Raw genomic sequence first — 18,457 nt, 5'->3', positions numbered from 1 at the left:
GTCTGACGTTCGGGGGAAAGCTCACTATAGCCTCGGCACGTCGTTGTGCGGGCCGGTGCGGCGGCGACTCTCACTGAGTGGATCGTGGGAAGCGTGGAGCTTGCGCGCGCGGGCCTCTCGGTCGAGCCGTGCTTGTTCTGCGGCTTCGCGCTGGGCGGTGATACGGGCCGCGGCATCCTGCACGGGCATGCCACGCAAAGCGGCCGCTTCCTGTCGTGCGGTTGCGGCGGTGCGGTGGGCTTTGGCGGCTTCTCGGTCGGCGTGGGTGAACTCGTAGCGCAGGGGGTCACGTCGTACTTGTTCAGCTCCGAAGATGTTTGCGTGGTGCGCGCGGCGTTCACTGCGGTGTCGCTTGCCCATCTCCTCCCCGGCAACGCGGGCGGCTTCGGCACGCTGTTCGGCCTCGATTACGCGAGGGTCGCGTGCGGCGAGCCGTTCTGCTGCGCGCGAGGCCCAGCCGATGAGCGTGTCGGCATCGTCGGGTGTTGTGCCCCAACGGTCTGCAACGCGGGCACGGCTCTTGGCCGCGAGTGTGGTGGCGGCCTGGTGGTCTTTGCGTGCGGCGCGTCTCCCGAACCTCCCCGACGCGTTGAGCTTTGTCAGTGTGACTGTCTCTTGGTCGAGCGTGGCCAGGTGCTCGGCGCCTTCCTTCTTGGCGACCACCGTGAGCGGTTCCTGCACCTCGGCGCGCACTCGAACTGCCGCCTCTGTCACGGACTGGATCACGGCGGCCTGCTCCTCCTTCTCTGCCTGCTGGTGCTCGTGCTGCTGGTCGAGGCGCGCACCGACGCGCTCCCACCATGCGGCGCGATGCTCGGCCTTCTCCGCATCCTGAATGAGTTGTGCGATGCGGGTGTTCACGAGTTTCACCGGGCCGTCGTCAATGAGGCCACGCACGGCCTCAGTCGCGCGTTCGGTCGCGTCTGCGAGGCCTCGGTCGGCGTGGTCGCGTTCCATCGCATCGATGAACTGTGCCCGCGCCTCGGCACGGCTCTCCGCGATGATGTGCAGGGCGTTCTCGCCCCTGCCTCTCGTCATGCCGACATACACCGCCGCACCATTGATGCCATCGCTGAGGATCGTGTTCGAAGCGGGGGCGGTGACGCCTTGCACGCCGTAGGCGGTCGCGGCATAGGACAAGTGCGCATGCTCGCTGACGTATTCGGCGGGAAGGTGCCGTGTGTGCTCCCGCTTGCGCTCGTCGTGCGCGTCTCGCACCCAGACCGAGCCGTCTGGTTCGACGCGTTGCACGATCCACTGTTGCCGGTTCGCCACACCCAGCGCAGTGTCGTTGCGGCGAGTCTGGATCAGATCACCCGCACCGACACTCAGCCCATCACTGCACTTCGTCGTGGTGACGTCATCGACCAGGCCGCGAGCGATCCGCTCCTCCCGAATGCGCTCATTCAATCGCGTCGCCTCGTCGTTGCTCGCGACGGTGATTATCTCCCCGTCGCGGGCATTGTGCGCGATGTGCTCTTGCAACTCGTCGCTGTCTGCGTGCACGCGGATGAGGTCGAGTCGGTCGAGGTGGTCGAACACGTCGCCGGGGTCGCGGCGGTCACGCATTCGCACGGTGAGGTCGGCGTAGTCGGGGTCGGTGAAGCGGTGTACCTCGGCCATGTCGAAGGTGCGACCGCGAATCTGTGCGGCCATGTCGAGGACGCCGCCGCGACCGACAGCGGCGAGCTGCGCACGATCACCCACGAGCGCGACCGTTGCACCCGCTTCCGCTGCAACAGCGAACAGTGCGAGGGCAGTGTCTTGGCCGAGCATCCCAGCCTCGTCGACCACGATCCGATCCCCACGCCGCAGCACGGCACCGGTCGGCGGGCCGGTGAACGTCGCACCCGTGGCCGGGTCAGTCGCGCCCGGCGTGAGTCGCGTCCATACGCCGTCCTCGTTCCACCGATAGCCATGCGCGTGCACGAGAGCAGCAACCGAGGTAGCGGACACGCCGAGTTCCTGCTGCGCAACATCGGCAGCGCGCTTGGTCGGCGCAACGACGCGCACCCCTCGGTCTTGATCGTTCGCGGCGGCGATCGCCGTTGCAAGCATCGTGGTCTTCCCCGCGCCCGCAGCGCCTTCCACGATCACCAGCGCATCGGCGGATGCGACCGCTGCTGCCGCGTGAAGTTGGCCTGCGTCGAGCCGCTGCCCGAGCCGTGCAGCGACTTGCGACACGTCACGATAGCGCTGCTCGTTCTTCGGCAGTCGGGCAGCGAGGAGGTCGCGAAGCTCGCTCTCGACCTGCACCACGCGCAAGCTCGTGAGATGCGCCACATGCTCCGGTGCGGCTGCGCCGGTCGGCAGGATCGAGAAGCAGTCCTCGAGTGCGAGCGCCGTCGAGAGCGCGATCAGCTCCCGCAACTCTCCGTGGGTAGCGCGCACGCCGTGTTCGGTGATGATGCGGGCGGCCTGCTCCTGCACGTCGTGGTGCGTCCACGCCGATGATTCGGCGGCGCAGCGATCCAGCGCGCGCGACGCAATCTCCTGCACCGAGAGTTCGTCGGAGCGCGCCGGCGCGCTGACGGGCTTGCGGGTGAGGGTTCCGGGGTCGTAGCCGGCCTCTCGGAGCTCAGTCAGCCATTCGGCTTCTTCTCGGGTCGTGGTCGGTTTCTTCGCGGGGCGCTCGAACGCCCACGCCTTCGCAGCGAGCCGGGAGAACACCACTGGCCCCATCGTCTGGCCTGGATGCGCGGCCTCCCATTCGGCTTCGAGCCGTTCCAGGTTCTTCCGCACCTGTGCGCCGCGCTTGCTCATCAGCGCATTGAACGGCTCCAGCTCGGTCACCTCTCCCGTCACTGGGTCAAGGGTGAGGCCGTGCCGATCCAGCACCTCCGCAAGCTCAGGGCTGGCGGCGATCACTGCAGACCCGAGCGCCCGGATCGCGCCCTGTTGCTTGAACATCGCCGCCGTATCCAGCGCCCGCCACGCAGCTGCCGCCCAGACCCTGGTGCCGACCTGCATATGGATGTGGCGGTGCGGGTCGCCTGCGCGGGAAGTGTAGTGTGTGATCCCGACGACCTGCATGTGCTCGATTGGCACGACTTCCTGCTTCCCGCGCGGGCCGACGCGCGTCACCGAGTGCTGAGAGAGCCACCGCTGAATCTCCGACAGCGCGCCCTGCTGCGCCGCGTCCAGGGCCTCGGACACTTCGGGGTGGAGGGCGGCGGCGATCGAGAGCGACTTCGGGGTATTGATGACCATCTCTGCGAACCGAGGCGAGCCTTGACGATCCGATCCTGCAAGCCGTGGCCTGCCCATTCGTTCTTCGGTGTCGGGGTTGATCCAGTCCACCCAGCCCGCATAGTCCTCAGCGCTGAGCGGTCGGCTGTTCGCTTCGCCGCATGCGTCGAGGACGGTGTATGAGATGCCGGTGGTGTCGCCGAGGTAATAGTCGTCTGCTCGGGAGCGGTCGGACTCGACATAGCGCATGGCATCGGCTCCGGTGCCCCGGAACAGAACCACGCCACCATGCATCCCGACTCCTATCTAAGATGACTGCTGGCATCGTAGCATACGTTCATTCGGGTCAGATGGTGGAAGGTGGTCGGGTGATGTCAGTGCGTAGGTAGCGCTGGCTGCTCGTCGGTGATTCGATCAGTCGAGACCGAGTGTCTGACCTTCTCGCTAGACTGAGATAGTGATTGCTCGATCAGGTTTGGAGCGTGCCGGCTAAGCGGGGAAGAGGACTATGCGAGTTGTAACGATGACACCGGCGGCGTCGCATTGACCCGGATTTTTGACAACATAGACCACCGGCTCGGTGATCACCTCCAGGCAACGCTCCAGGCTTTTGATCAGCTCGATGTTGCCGTCGGCTATTTCAACCTCCGTGGTTGGCGAGTTTTTGACGAGATCGTTAAGGCGAAGCCGCTGCCGGGAAACCCGACGAGAGCTACCGTACGCATCCTTCTCGGCATGATGGCCGGCGGGCCTGAGGTGGAGGTGCTGGAGGAACTCCAAGCCACGGTAGACGGGCGTGATAGACAGGACGCCGACCGAGATACGGCGCACGCGAGGATGCATGAGCTACTCGATCACCTCCGTACCCAACTCATGCGCGGGGCTCCGACCGCGTCCGATCGCGAGACGCTCGGGTCGCTGCGCGAACTCATCGAGCAGGGGCGAGTCGAGTTCAAGGTGTTCACCCGTCGCCCGCTCCACGGCAAGACGTATATCTTCTACCGAGACGACCTCAACAACCCGATCACCGGCTTCGTCGGCAGCTCGAACCTCACACCCTCCGGTCTGGCGAGCAACCTGGAACTCAACGTCGACGTGCTCGACTCATCGGGTGGCGGCAAGGACCTAGCGAAGTGGTTTGAGGACCGCTGGAACGACCCGCACAGCCATCTCATCAATGGGCAGCTGCTAAGCCTCCTCGACGAGTCCTGGGCGGCAATCGAGCCGCATTCGCCCTACGAGGTTTTCCTCAAAGTCTGCTACGACCTCTCCCGCGATGTGCGTGAGGGCCTCGATGAGTATTCCGTGCCGAACGAGGTGAAGTCGGAACTGCTGGAGTACCAGTCGACTGCGGTTCGCACCCTGGCGCGGCGGATCATGTCCCGAGGCGGCACGATGCTCGGTGATGTCGTCGGCCTGGGCAAGACGATCACTGCCGTGGCCGTCGCACTCATGCTCCGCGAGGAGCACGGCTACCTTCCGCTTGTCGTCTGCCCAAAGAACCTCACGTCGATGTGGGAGGGCTACTTCGACACCTACGACATCCCCGGCAAGGTCGTCAGCTACAGCATCGCGCACACGCAGCTGCCCGCGCTGAGTCGCTACCGCTTCGTCATCGTCGACGAGTCGCACACGCTTCGCAATGATGAGCGCCGCGACTATAAAGCCGTGCAGGAATACCTGGATCGCGCCAATGCGAAGGCCCTCTTGCTTACCGCGACGCCATACAACCGTCGTTTCGAGGATGTCGCCAATCAGCTCGGGCTATTCATCCAGCCGGATGACGATCTCGGCATCGCGCCGATCAACGCCCTTGCCGCCGATCCCCGACTCATCGACAAGGTCGACGGCAAGATCACGACGTTGCAAGCTTTTCGAAAGTCCGAGGACCCGGACGACTGGAAGCGGTTGATGAGTGAGCATCTCATCCGTCGGACCCGGACGTTCATCAAGAACAACTACTCGGAGACCGACGAGGATGGCCAGAAGTACCTGACGTTCGCGAACGGCGACCGGTTCCGCTTTCCGGAGCGGATCGCGGTGCCGGTCGATCACCCGTTCGCGCCCGACGACCCTGCGGCTCTGATGGTCGATGACGTGACGATCGACGCGATCGATCAGCTCATCCTCCCGCGCTACTCGCTGATCGACTACGTCGACACTGCAAAGGAGAAGTCGTGGACGGCGAAGGAGAAGGAGTTGGTCGAGAACTTCCGTCGGGCGCGATCGAATGCGGCCGCCTTCGTTCGCACCACGCTCTACAAGCGCCTGTCGTCCGGTGGGCACGCCTTTACACTCTCTCTCCGACGCCACGTTGCAAGGAACGAAATGTTCCTCTACGCGATCGACAACGGTCTCGCTCTGCCGACGGGCACAATCCAGGAGGCGGACCTGCTCGACGATGACGACCTCATCGAACACGAGGTCGACGATGCCGAACGGCTCAACGATGCTGCGGCGCAGCGATATGAAGCGCTCAACAATGAAACTCCCGACTACGTGAACTGGGTGCGGCCAGAACTGTTCACCCCAGCGCTGCGGGAACACCTGACTGCCGATACGGACGCGATCCGCGGACTGCTGAACCTTTACGGCGAATGGGACGCGACGCGGGACTCGAAGCTCGCCGAGCTCATCAAGCTCCTGGAGCAGACGCACCCTGCGGACAAGGTGCTCGTCTTCACCGAGTACAAGGACACCGCGAACTACCTCAACAGCGCCCTGCGAGCGCACGGCATCGACGCGGTCGACGCCGCCACCGGCGACGACGAGGACCCGACACAGCTCGCGATCCGCTTCTCACCGATCTCGAACCGTGCCCTCATCCCGGAGGGCGAGACGGTAGACGAACTGCGGGTGCTCATCTCCACCGACGTGCTGAGCGAAGGGCAGAATCTCCAGGACGCGCACGTCGTTGTGAACTACGACCTGCCCTGGGCCATCGTGCGGCTGGTGCAGCGCGCAGGTCGAGTCGACCGGGTCGGGCAGACAGCCCCGGAGGTGCTGCTCTACTCGATCTTCCACGGCACGCTGAACGGTGTGCTGTCGCTTCGTCGGCGCATCGCGGACCGGCTGGCGAAGAACGCTCAGGCGTTCGGCTCCGACGAGCGGTTCTTCGGGACGGACGACGAGATCAAGGTCATCGAGGAGCTCTACAACGGCCGCCTCGACGAGCCGGCCGAAGAGGACGACATCGACGCCGCAAGCCTCGCCTACATGTGGTGGCAGAACGCCCAGAAGCAGACCCCGGAGATCGCGGCGAAGGTCGAGCACCTGCCCGACCTGCTCGACGCAACCCGCTCGAAGCGGGTCAGCGATGTCGACGAGGGCATCGCCGCTTACGTTCGCACCGAGTCGGGCATCGATGTCTTCGGCTGGATCTCGCTCGACGGCGAAACGAAACTCCTCACCGGCATCGAGACCCTTCGCCTCTTCCAGAGCACGCCCGAGGAGCCGGCGCTCGAGCGTCTCCATAGCCACGATGACCTCGTCGCTGAGCTCATCCGCAGCGACCTCGCGACGCCGGTCGCGATTGCCGGCCGGCTGCGCGGGGTGCGGAAGACTGTCTGGAACCGGCTCGGCGCAGGACTGCTTCCGCAGAGCGCCGAGACCAACGCTGCGCTCGATCTCCTGTTCCAGCATCCACTCACCAACGAGGCGGATCGTCGGCTGAGGAATGCGATTCGGAATGGCGCGACCGACGACGAACTCGCCGGTCGTCTCGCGGCACTGCACCGGGACGAGCGTCTCGTGATCGAGCAGCGCGGCAATGACTCCATCCGCATCGTCAGCACCATGGGGGTGAAGTGATGACCACCTCACCGCTGCTGGCGTTGATCGACCAGCGCATGTTCCGCGAACTCTTCCGAGACCACCTCTACTGGTCGAACCCCGACCAGCCGCCGCTCCAGATCCCGGTCGACGGCGTCCAATACAAGCTGGAGCAGGTCGCCGGGTTCAAAGGTCTGCGCGTCTGGTACTGCGCGCAGCTCCCGCCCAAGCAGATTCAGCGACTCATCGACCAGCAGGTCGGCGCGCACAGCCACGAGCGCCTGGTGATCTTCGCCGACGAGCACGCACAAGCCTGGCGCTGGCCGCGCAGGGCGCAGCTCGGCGGCGCTAACGCGAAGCTCGTCATGCACGAATACAAGGTCGGCAGCGACGACCAGCGGCTCGTCCGGCAACTCGAGGCCATCAAGATCGGCTTCGACGAGGACCTCAAGCTTCCCGAGCTACTGTCGCGAATGCGCGCCGCCTTCGACCACGAAGCAGAGACCGCGTCGGCACAGGCCGCGCGCCTCATGGGTGGGCTGTACGCCGCGCTCGACGCCGCCGGCTGGGACGAACGGAACGCGACGCTCCTGTTGGCCCGCCTGCTGTTCCTCTGGTTCGCTGACGACACCGCGATGTGGCGCCGGAGCGTCCACGGTGAGGCGCCGGTGCTCTTTCAGCCCTTCGTCGTCGAGCACACTTCGGGAGGCACGTTGGCCGCTGACCTCGCCGCGCTCTTCGAGATTCTCGACACCGAGGAGAGCAGACGAGCGTCGAACACTCCGTCGGAGCTCGCCGCGTTTCGCTATGTCAACGGCGGCCTCTTCCACGACCCACTACAGATGGGCCCGCTCACCGCGGCCTTCCGGAACCAGGTGATCGAGGCGGGCGAGTTCGACTGGTCGGTGATCTCTCCAGCCGTGTTCGGGTCGATGTTCCAGACGGTCAACGACAAGAAGGCCCGGCGTGCCGCCGGTGAGCACTACACGACCGAGGAAAGCATCCTCAAGACGATCGGCCCGCTCTTCCTCGATGAGTTCCGTGAGCGGCTTGAGTCGGGACGGAGCGACCGAGGACAGCTGACGAAACTGCACAACGATCTCGGTCGGGTCCGCGTCATGGACCCGGCCTGCGGCTGCGGGAACTTCCTCATCGTCGCCTACCGAGAGCTGCGAGCGATCGAGCAGGACCTCCTCCTCGCGAAGCGTGACCTCGACATCACCGAGAAAGGCGCGACGAGCGCACTGCAGTCCGTCGACATCACGCTCGACCTCAAGGTCTCGCCCGATCACTTCTTTGGCATCGAGATCAACGAATGGCCGGCACGCATCGCGGAGACCGCGATGCTGCTCGTCGACCACCAGGCAAACCTCCGAATGCAGGACGACTTCGGCATCGTGCCCGACCGTCTCCCGATTAAGGTGTCATCGACGATCGTGCATGCGAACGCGTTGCGCTATGAATGGTCTGCGGTGGTCGAGCCGACCGAAGACGTCATCATCGTCGGAAACCCGCCCTTTATCGGCCAATACACCAAGAAGCCAGAGCAGACCGCGGATACCAAGCGCATTTGGGGCGCGAACTACAAGGGGTACCTCGACTATGTGACGAGTTGGTACGCGCTTGCACTGCAGTACTACGGCACAACGCCGGGCCGTTGGGCCTTCGTATCCACGAACTCGGTTTCGCAAGGCGAGGCGGCGGAGTTCCTTTGGAGACCCATCTTCAATGCTGGGTGGCGATGCCGCTTCGCGCATCGATCGTTCCAATGGTCCACGGAAGCGCCTGACGGAGCGGCGGTCCACGTATCGATCATCGGTTTCGATCGCCGCCAGGACAATGTGCCGAAGGCAACCCTTTGGACATACCCGGAGGGCGGGAAGGGTGCCGGTGCCTCGCAACAGGTTGCCAATATCAATGCCTACCTGTTGCCGATGCCGAGGATATTTGTCTCGAGCAGCACTCGACCGCTCGTCAGCCAGTTGCCCGTCGTAACTAAGGGAAGCCAACCCACGGACAATGGCAACTTGGTTCCGAAAGCCTCCGACGTTGCAGCGGTCAACGCGATCCGGGCCGACCCAATTGCCTCAAGGTTCCTGCGGCCCTTCATGGGGGCCGACGAGCTCCTCTACGACAAGGAACGCTGGTGCCTCTGGCTAGAGGGCGTCGACGCGGACACCATCGAGCGGAGTCCTGTCCTCAAAGCACGCGTCGCTGCGGTGCGAGAGTTCCGGCTGAAGAGCACGAAGGCGCCAACTCGCGCGAAGGCTGCGACTGCGCACCTCTTCGATGAGCGGCGTCAGCCGGACACTGAGTATCTGGCCATTCCTCGTCATGTCGGGGAGACGAGAGAATTCTTCACGGCCAAACGACTGGCGCCGGAAGTCATCTGCGGCGATGCAAACGCAATGGTTAAAGACCCCGACGGCTTCGCCCTGGGCGTCCTCTCCTCGACGATGTTCATCCTCTGGATGCGTGGAGTTGGAGGGAGGCTGGAGTCACGGCTCCGCTTCTCAAACACCTTCGTCTACAACTCGTTCCCGCTGCCGACGCTGAGCGATCAGCGCCGGTCGGCGCTCGTGGCCGCAGCCGCCCAGCTCACGGCGGCTCGTGCCCAGTTCCCTGACAAGTCACTCGCCGACCTCTACGAGCCAGGCCGCATTCCCGAACCGGTCCTTGAGGCGCACGCCGCGATCGACAAGGTGATCGACGCCGCCTTCGGTGTCAAAGACAGCGCCACAGTCGAGGACCGACAGCGCATCATGCTCCGCCGCTACGCCGCCCTCACCAAGCAGCCCGACGACGCCACCCTATTCGACCTTGAAAGTGTCTCTGATGGCTGACAAGCTGCCACTACCGCAGCGCGTCCGGGTGCCAGTGAGGCAGTGGCTCGCGGACGCCGCTATGTGGGTGAGGTCGTTCCCGCCCGTAGTGCGACTGGCGAACACAAGCTACGCGAGCCTCACCGCTAGGTTCGACCCGAACGAGCACGGACTCTACGTCGAGGCGATCGAGGGTGCACTGAGTCGTCCCGAGGAATTCAAGAATATCGCGCTCTCGGGCGCATATGGCGTAGGCAAGAGCAGCATCCTGAGCGAGATCATGCGCACGCACAGCGCTGAAGTCGTCCAGATTTCACTCTCCACGCTCGGCCTCGGCGACGACGGGGGAGGTGAAAAGAGCTCCACGAATCGTATCCAGAAGGAGATCGTCAAGCAGCTGCTCTACCGCCAGCGGCCCGCAAAGCTGCCAGGGTCTCGGTTTCGGCGCATCGGGCGCTTTACGTGGATTCGCTCCATCGCGCTCGCGCTGCTGCTCGGTGCACTGACGACCCTTGTGTTCAAGGTAGCGGGGTGGAGTGCCGCGCTGGACGGCTGGGCTGCGCAGCTTCAGCAGATGACGGGCCTCGGACTACACCGGGACATCTGGATCGGCGGCTTTGCGGCAATTGCTGCCTATGTGGCCCTCGTACTTGTGCACAACCGGATTCAGATAAAGGGACTGACTGTCGCGAAAGCCGAACTTGCGCTGTCGAGTGGTGACACGACCTACTTTGATCAGTTCCTGGACGAAATTGTCTACTACTTCGAAGTCGACCGCCGTCGCACCATCGTCATCTTTGAGGACATCGATAGGTTCGAAGACCCGCATATCTTCGAGACACTGCGTGCGCTCAATACCCTGCTAAATGGTGCGAAGCAGCTTGGCGGTCGGAAGATTCGCTTTGTCTACGCGATCCGCGACAGCATCTTCGAGGAGATCGGTCTACGGTCGACCGCCGTTGCGAACCCAAGCCGCTCGTCTGATGCGCCGAGCGACCCCGCGCCTGTGGAGGCAACATCATCGCCTGAAGAGAAGCGCGTAGAGCTTGAGAAGGCCCGATCTAACCGGACGAAGTTCTTTGACCTTGTCATTCCCGTGGTTCCGTTCCTTACCAAGGAGAACGCAGTTACGGTACTTCGGCGGGCACTCAAGGAGCGTGGCATCACCGGAATCTCTAATCGGCTGACATCCCTCGTCGCGAGTGACTTGACCGACATGCGGCTTATTTGGAATATCTGCACGGAGTTCCAGATCTTCGAGAACCGGGTGTTTCCTCCGGGCGCGCTGGGTGGGCTCGACCTTGATCGCAACAAACTGTTCGCAATGATCGTCTACAAGAGCACCCATCTCGGGGATTTCGAAGCAATTCGTTCGGGGGCGAGTCAGCTGAACAATCTGTACGATCGGGCAACTGCAATCACGGACTACGGGCTTCGTGATCGAGCTGCACGGGCGAGCGCGATCATGCAAAGGCTCCAGAGCCTCGACGGTGCTAACGAGCGTGCTGATGACCTCGGCAAGCGCCTGGAGGCATACGCTGCACGACTCGCTCGGCACCTTGGGCAGCGGGCAAACGCAGTAGGGCCTATCTCACTGAGCGGCGTAGACCAGTCTTCCGAGCAGGTTCATAGCGCTGACTTCTGGAGGAGCTTCGCCGATGACGTTGATCAGATCCAGTTGACGATCGGCGGTACTCGGCTCACGGTTGCTCGTAAGGATGCCGCTGCGGCGCTTGACACACCAATCAGCACCGATACCTGGGGTCGGGTCACTCGGGCGGAACTTGAGGGCGAGCTTGGCACCCTGCAAGCCGAGCGAGCAGCGCTAGGAGAAGCTGGCTTTGCAGAACTCTCGGGGCAGCCGGAGTACGTCGACGCGAGCGGCAGAAACCTCCTGGAGGAGCTCGAGGGCCTCGCCTCGCCGCTCGCTAGGAACCTGGTCCGGTCCGGCTTCATCGACCGCTACTTCACGCTCTACACAGCGCCGTTCTACGACGGAAGCCTCACGGCAAACGCGATGAACTTCCTCATGCAGAGTGTGGATCGCCACCTGCCTGCCCCCAACTACAAGCTGTCTGCCTCTGAGGTGGATGCGGTCATTGAGACGCGCGGCGTAGAAATCCTCGCGGATCGCTCGATGCTCAACACCAGCGTGTTCGATCGAGTCCTTTCGGTGGGTGGTCAAGGTGCTACCGATCTGGTTGCAGCGCTGCAGCTCGCGTCGATTGACGACCGTGCGGCCGTCCTCGACTCCTACCTGGTTGACGGTGTCCATCGGGAGAAACTAGTTTCGAGGCTCACCCCACGCTGGGCCGGGGCATTGGAGTTCTTGGCCCACAAGGACCGGCCCCTGGACACCGCGACTCGCGCGTCGCTCGTCGCCGCGGTCGTCAAGGCGATGGACGAGGATGCATCGTCCTATGAGATCGATGAGGCTACCCGGCTCTGGCTCCGTGAGCATGTCGCCGAGATCGACGTCTTCACCGACCCTGGCGTGTCGGCCGAGGCCACTAGAAAGGCGTCGAACCTACTCTTGGCGGCCGGCGTTGTGGCCGCAGACCTCGCTCCGCTCAACGCCGAGGTCAGGGACGGTCTGGTGGGTGTGGGGAGCTACGATCTCACCCTCGAGAACCTGCGCGCCGCGCTCGACGGGGACCCCGATCTGGCAATGACCGAAATCTACCGAGCTTCGCCAGCGGTATACTCTCGCATCCTGGATGATCTGCCCGGGTACGTGGACTTGATGTCGGACGGCGATGGCCTGACGACGCTCCATGGTTCTCCAGACCTCCCGAAGGTCCTGAGTGACGCTGCCGCCGCTGAGGCTTCGCAGGTCGGACGGCTTCTTGACCGAGGCGACGCGACTGTCGAGGTGCCTGACGTGACCCAGGTGCCAGGTGAGGTGTGGCCCGAACTCGCTCAACGCAATCTGTTTCCAACTACCTTCGCGAACGTGAGCGCATACGTAAACCTACATGGCGCTGTCGACGAGGCACTCGGCGGGTTCCTGAGCGTTGGCGACCCGGTTGTCACACCAGAGGACGTCCCAGCCGCCGACCGAATTTCTCTCGCGACCGCAATTCTTGCTGCTTCGGATTCAGTGCCTGATACCGAGACTCGCGCGTGGCTCGCGAAGTCGGTCCTCGGCGAAGTTTGGCTTCCGCCGGCGAGCGCACCGATCGGCGACTCCGAGTTGTTCGGATTCCTTGTCAAGCACCAAGTGATTGAGGACAACGAGGCGTCATTCCAGGTCGCCGCTCAAAGAGATTGGCGCACTCGTGAGGCGTTCATCGAGTACTCAGAGAAGTTCGTCGGCTTCGCGAGTCCCGCTCTAGTACCGATAGTCGACGTCCAACTCCTGCTTGCTAGCGTCCGCGTGCCAGCCGCCGTGAAGGATCTCGTCGCCGTCAACGCGACCCAGTATGTGACGGTCGCTGACCCGGTCGCACTCGGGCAGGTACTCGAATACTCAGCGGCCAATGGTGTCGTCTGCAATCCGACCCTGCTGATCCAAGCCGCCAATGCTGGTGTGCCTGCGAGCAAAATACTCGCTTCACTTGTCGTATCGGTTGCTGACATGGAGTTGGAGAGCCTCTCTCAGGTTGTCGGTCTCCTTGGCGACAACTATTCCGACCTGCTCGTCAAGGACGGCAAGAAGAAGGTCGCGCCCGATACTCCGGCGGATCGAGCACTGCTCGACCGGCTCCAAGCACTTGAGATCGTCAGTAGCTACAACCCGGAAGGCGACGGCCTCTCGGTGTGGATGAAACGTTCCTAGTAGAGCAGCGCCTCAGCCGGCCTCTCTTGATCCGCCCTTTCCGCGCGTCAACGTGGCAACATCTTGGCAACGAACGCTGACGACAGGGCTTTCCGCGTCGCACTTGACGCACGCGGAATCCCCGTAAACACAGGGCAGAACGGGGTCGGGTACGCAGTTCCGGGGAAGCCGATTCCCCTCTCACGGCGGCAGCGCGGGTTCAAATCCCGCTGGGGTCACCAACCTGACAAAGCCCGAATCTTACGATTCGGGCTTTGTTGGTTTCCGGCGCGGCCTGGCACAACGCGGCAGCCGGACCCAGGCCCGATAGAAATTCACCCGGCCGGGGGACTCGTTGCACCACCGTGTTCCCGGTAGAGTGTCCCGGTACGCAAAACAGGGGGTTTCAGTGACTGATGAGTTCAACGCGACCGTCGCCACATGCGCCGGTGAGCTAGAACTGCGGGTGTCGGTTGCTACTGACATCGGTACGATTCGTGCAGTCAACGAAGACTCCGTGTACGCGAAACCGCCAGTGTTTCTCGTCGCGGATGGCATGGGCGGACACTCCTACGGCGATCGCGCGAGCCAGTCGCTCGTCGCGGCGTTCGCAGACCACTTCACTGAAAACGTCCCCACGAATCCCGTCGAAGTCCTCAAAGCCATCGACGACGCGAACACACGCGTGCAGCAGCTCATCACCGAGGCAGACGGCCCCGGTGCCGTCGCAGGCACGACCCTCTCCGGCATTGCGCTCGTTGAGGTCTCGCCGAGCGAGGATGCGGCGGTCGCGCCACACTGGATGATCTTCAACGTCGGCGATTCTCGCGTGTACGGCTGGAACGGTCGGGACGTCGTCCAGATCACCGTCGACCATTCCGCGGTGCAGGAGCTCGTGTCGCTCGGCGTCATCACCGCCGAGGAGGCGCTCGTCCACCCCGACCGCAACGTGATCACGCGAGCAGTCGGGTCGGATGTGGAGATCGAGACCGACCTCTGGCTCATGCCGGTGCAGGGCCACCAAGTCTTCGTCATCTGCTCGGATGGACTGACCAAGGAACTCGACGACCGACTAATCTCGGACACGATTCGCGCCCACATGCTCGACAGCTCGCCCGAATACTCGCTTTCGGACACGCTCGTGCGACTCGCGGTGAAGCGCGGCGGCCGCGACAACGTCAGCGTTGTGACACTCGAGTCGAACGCCGTCGGCCGCGAGGGCGTCGAGGTCCCCGCGGCAGAGTAGCCAGCGCGACCCAGCGCATCCACCCCACACGCGATCGGCCCAAGCCGGGCGCCGAAGCCGTAATCGGCCCGGAATGGCGGTCGAAAGCCCGGTGTTACCATTGGCAGCACCCGAGTGTGGGGCCTAGGCGCACACTTTTGCACTGCTCGGAGCCCCCTCGATCAGGAGAACTGCCAGGAATTATGACGACCGAATCAACGGGATCTGCACCCAAAACGCTGCCAGAAAAGGTCTGGGACGCCCACGTAGTGAAGCGTGGCGAGAACGGCACGCCGGACCTTATCTATATTGACCTCCACATCATGCACGAGGTCACGAGCCCGCAGGCCTTTGATGGCCTTCGCCAGGCAGATCGCCCCCTTCGTCGTACTGACCTCACGATCGCAACGGAAGACCACAACACCCCGACGGTCGACATCCTCAACCGCATCGCGGACGACACCTCGCGCACCCAGATTGAGACGCTGCGCAAGAACGCCGAGGAGTTCGGCGTTCGCCTGCACTCGCTCGGTGACCGCGAGCAGGGCATCGTGCACGTGGTCGGGCCGCAGCTCGGCCTGACCATGCCAGGCATCACCGTCGTCTGTGGCGACTCGCATACGTCGACCCACGGCGCGTTTGGCGCTATGGCGTTCGGCATCGGCACGTCCGAGGTCGAGCACGTCATGGCGACGCAGACCCTGCCGCTGAAGCCCTTCAAGACCATGGCTGTCAACGTCGAGGGCACGCTGCGCCCGGGCGTGACGGCGAAGGACATCATCCTCGCGGTCATCGCGAAGGTCGGCACCGGTGGCGGTGCGGGGTACGTTTTCGAGTACCGTGGCTCTGCGATCCGCGCGCTCTCGATGGAAGGTCGCATGACCATCTGCAACATGTCGATCGAGGCGGGTGCCCGCGCCGGTATGGTTGCGCCCGACGAGACGACCTACGAGTACCTCAAGGGCCGCGCGCACGCACCGCAAGGTCAGGACTGGGACGACGCCGTTGCCTACTGGAACACGCTGAGTACCGATGAGGGCGCCGAGTTCGACGCCGAGATCTTCATCGACGCCGACACCCTCGAACCCTTCGTTACGTGGGGTACGAACCCCGGCCAGGGCGTACCGCTCTCGGCAACAGTGCCGACCCCCGCGGACTTCGCGGACGAGTCGGAGCGTGGCGCCGCCGAGCGCGCGCTCGAGTACATGGACCTCAAGGCCGGCACCCCGATGAAGGAAATCGAAGTCGACACCGTCTTCATGGGGTCGTGCACGAACTCCCGCATCGAAGACCTCCGCGCCTTCGCGAGCATCATCAAGGGCCAGAAGAAGGCCGACCACGTCCGCGTCATGGTCGTTCCGGGTTCGGCCCGCGTGCGCCTGCAGGCCGAGGCCGAGGGCATCGACAAGATCGTCAAGGAGTTCGGTGCCGACTGGCGCTTCGCCGGATGCTCGATGTGCCTTGGCATGAACCCCGACCAGCTCGCGCCGGGGGAGCGCTGCGCATCCACCTCGAACCGTAACTTCGAGGGGCGCCAGGGCAAGGGCGGCCGCACACACCTCGTGTCGCCCGTCGTTGCCGCCGCCACCGCGATTCGCGGCAAGCTGTCGAGCCCGGCAGACCTGGAACCGGTTACCAACGCATCGAACGAACAGGCGGTCGCCTAATGGAAAAGATCAACAACATCGCAGGCAAAGCGGTTCCGCTGCGTCGCTCGAACGTCGACACCGACCAGATCATCCCCGCGGTATTCCTCAAGCGCGTCACCAAGACCGGCTTTGACGACGCACTGTTTTATAACTGGCGGCAGGACCCGGAATTCGTCCTCAACCAGCCGCGCTACGCGAACCCGAGAATTCTCGTCGCGGGCCACGACTTCGGCACCGGCTCGAGCCGCGAGCACGCGGTCTGGGCGCTGCGCGATTACGGTTTCCGCGCCGTCTTCGGCTCGCGCTTCGGCGAGATCTTCCGCGGCAATGCGGGCAAGCAGGGCCTGCTCGTGGGTGTGCTAGAGGAAGACGAAGTCGAGCAGCTGTGGGAAGCCATTGAGGCGAACCCCGAGGCAGAAACCGTCGTGAGCCTCGAGCACCGAACTGTGGCAATCGACAATCTCTCTTTCGCTTTCGAGATAGACGAGTACACTCGGTGGCGCCTCATGGAGGGCCTCGATGACATCGCCCTTACCCTCCGAGACGAAGACGCGATCACCGCGTTTGAACAGACACGTCCTTCGTGGATGCCCAAGACGCTCCCCGCCCTTGCGGATACCGAGCCGGGTAACCTCGCTGGAGACCTAATTGAACTTTCTGGAGGTACACGCGAGTGACCAGCCTGAATCAGGACGCGGCTCGCGCTGCGAAATTCGTCGGCCTTAACGCCGACACCATCACCTTCCACGGAGGGAAGCCGCTGAACGGTCGACTTCTCGTCCGCGGCGCGAAGAACTTCGTGACGAAGGCGATGGTCGCATCGCTCCTTGGCGACGAGCCAAGCGTGTTGCGCAACGTACCCGACATCTCAGACGTTCGCGTCGTCGCGGGTTTGCTCGAGGTACACGGCGTCAAGGTCGAGCGAGATGTTGAAGGGGGCGAGCTCCGGCTCGACCCGACGAACGTCAAGGTCGCCCACATGGCCGAGATCAACGCGCACGCTGGCTCGAGCCGCATCCCGATTCTGTTCTGCGGCCCGCTGCTGCACCAGCTCGGTGAGGCGTTCATCCCGGACCTCGGTGGCTGCCGCATCGGTGACCGCCCGATCGACTTCCACCTCTCCGCACTGCGCTCGTTCGGCGCGGTGGTCGACAAGCTCCCCGAGGGCATCCGCCTCACCGCGCCCAACGGCCTGCGAGGCGCGAAGATTCGCCTCGACTACCCGTCGGTCGGCGCGACCGAGCAGGTGCTCCTCACCGCGGTACGCGCGGAGGGCATGACCGAGCTCACGAACGCGGCAACCGAGCCCGAGATCATGGATCTCATTAACGTGCTCCAGAAGATGGGCGCGATTATCTCGGTTGACGCCGATCGCGTCATCCGCATCGAGGGCGTTTCGCGTCTCGGCGGGTACGACCACTTCTCGCTCTTCGACCGCAACGAGGCCGCCAGCTGGGCGGCCGCCGCGCTCGCGACCCGCGGCGAGATCTTCGTCGAGGGCGCGACCCAGTCCGAGATGCTGACGTTCCTCAACGTGTTCCGCAAGGCTGGTGGCATCTTCGAGATCCACCGCGACGGCATCAACTTCAAGCACCCGGGCGAGGACCTCAAGCCCGTCGTGATCGAGACGGATGTGCACCCCGGTTTCATGACGGACTGGCAGCAGCCGCTTGTGGTCGCGCTGACGCAGGCTCCTGGCGTATCGATCGTGCACGAGACCGTGTACGAGCAGCGCTTCGGGTTTACGGATGCGCTGGTCAAGATGGGTGCGACGATCGAGCTGCACCGCGAGTGCCTCGGTGGCCAGTCGTGCCGCTTCGGGCAGCGCAACTTCGTGCACTCGGCCGTCATTTCGGGGCCGACACAGATGCACGGCGCCGACATTGAGGTGCCGGACCTTCGCGGTGGCTTCAGCCACCTCATCGCGGCGCTGATGGCGGACGGCGTTTCGCGCGTGTCAAACGTCGGCATCATCGCCCGAGGGTACGAGAACTTCCTCACGAAGCTGCGCACACTCGGCGCGGAATTCACGGTAGAAAGCTAG

General features: G+C 63.8%; 8 protein-coding genes. 7 read left to right on the top strand and 1 reads right to left on the bottom strand.

Translation table 11 applies throughout. The annotated features are described in order from the left end of the window. Positions 1 to 24: 24 nt before the first annotated feature. Positions 25 to 3,483 (bottom strand): MobF family relaxase, encoded by a 3,459-nt coding sequence (mobF, locus tag GMOLON4_RS08700; protein WP_051266715.1) that lies wholly within the window; start codon positions 3,481 to 3,483, stop codon positions 25 to 27. 249 nt (positions 3,484 to 3,732) lie between these two features. Between mobF and GMOLON4_RS08695 the strand changes: the two genes are divergently transcribed. From GMOLON4_RS08695 to murA, 7 genes are all read left to right on the top strand, one after another. Beyond that, entirely contained in the window at positions 3,733 to 6,999 is a 3,267-nt protein-coding gene (locus GMOLON4_RS08695; RefSeq protein ID WP_026936758.1) for a helicase-related protein, read from the top strand. Beyond that, on the top strand, positions 6,999 to 9,803 hold the full coding sequence (locus GMOLON4_RS08690; RefSeq protein ID WP_051266713.1) for a class I SAM-dependent DNA methyltransferase: 2,805 nt from the start codon (positions 6,999 to 7,001) through the stop codon (positions 9,801 to 9,803). Before GMOLON4_RS08695 ends, GMOLON4_RS08690 begins: the two co-directional genes overlap by 1 nt. Then, positions 9,796 to 13,560 carry a YobI family P-loop NTPase gene (locus GMOLON4_RS08685; RefSeq protein WP_026936757.1) on the top strand — a complete coding sequence of 1,255 codons (3,765 nt, stop codon included), beginning with the start codon at positions 9,796 to 9,798 and terminating at the stop codon, positions 13,558 to 13,560. Before GMOLON4_RS08690 ends, GMOLON4_RS08685 begins: the two co-directional genes overlap by 8 nt. A gap of 388 nt (positions 13,561 to 13,948) precedes the next feature. Further along, on the top strand, positions 13,949 to 14,785 hold the full coding sequence (locus GMOLON4_RS08680; RefSeq protein ID WP_035732607.1) for a PP2C family protein-serine/threonine phosphatase: 837 nt from the start codon (positions 13,949 to 13,951) through the stop codon (positions 14,783 to 14,785). Between the two features lie 182 nt (positions 14,786 to 14,967). Continuing rightward, complete coding sequence (leuC, locus tag GMOLON4_RS08675) at positions 14,968 to 16,431, top strand: 3-isopropylmalate dehydratase large subunit (RefSeq protein WP_026936756.1); 1,464 nt, start codon at positions 14,968 to 14,970, stop codon at positions 16,429 to 16,431. Beyond that, entirely contained in the window at positions 16,431 to 17,090 is a 660-nt protein-coding gene (gene leuD / locus GMOLON4_RS08670; RefSeq protein WP_026936755.1) for a 3-isopropylmalate dehydratase small subunit, read from the top strand. Before leuC ends, leuD begins: the two co-directional genes overlap by 1 nt. After that, positions 17,087 to 18,457 carry a UDP-N-acetylglucosamine 1-carboxyvinyltransferase gene (gene murA, locus GMOLON4_RS08665; RefSeq protein ID WP_026936754.1) on the top strand — a complete coding sequence of 457 codons (1,371 nt, stop codon included), beginning with the start codon at positions 17,087 to 17,089 and terminating at the stop codon, positions 18,455 to 18,457. Before leuD ends, murA begins: the two co-directional genes overlap by 4 nt.

This window comes from Gulosibacter molinativorax (assembly GCF_003010915.2).
Classification (GTDB): domain Bacteria; phylum Actinomycetota; class Actinomycetes; order Actinomycetales; family Microbacteriaceae; genus Gulosibacter; species Gulosibacter molinativorax.
Note: the sequence above shows the minus strand (reverse complement) of the source record. Positions and strands in the feature narration are given on the sequence as shown.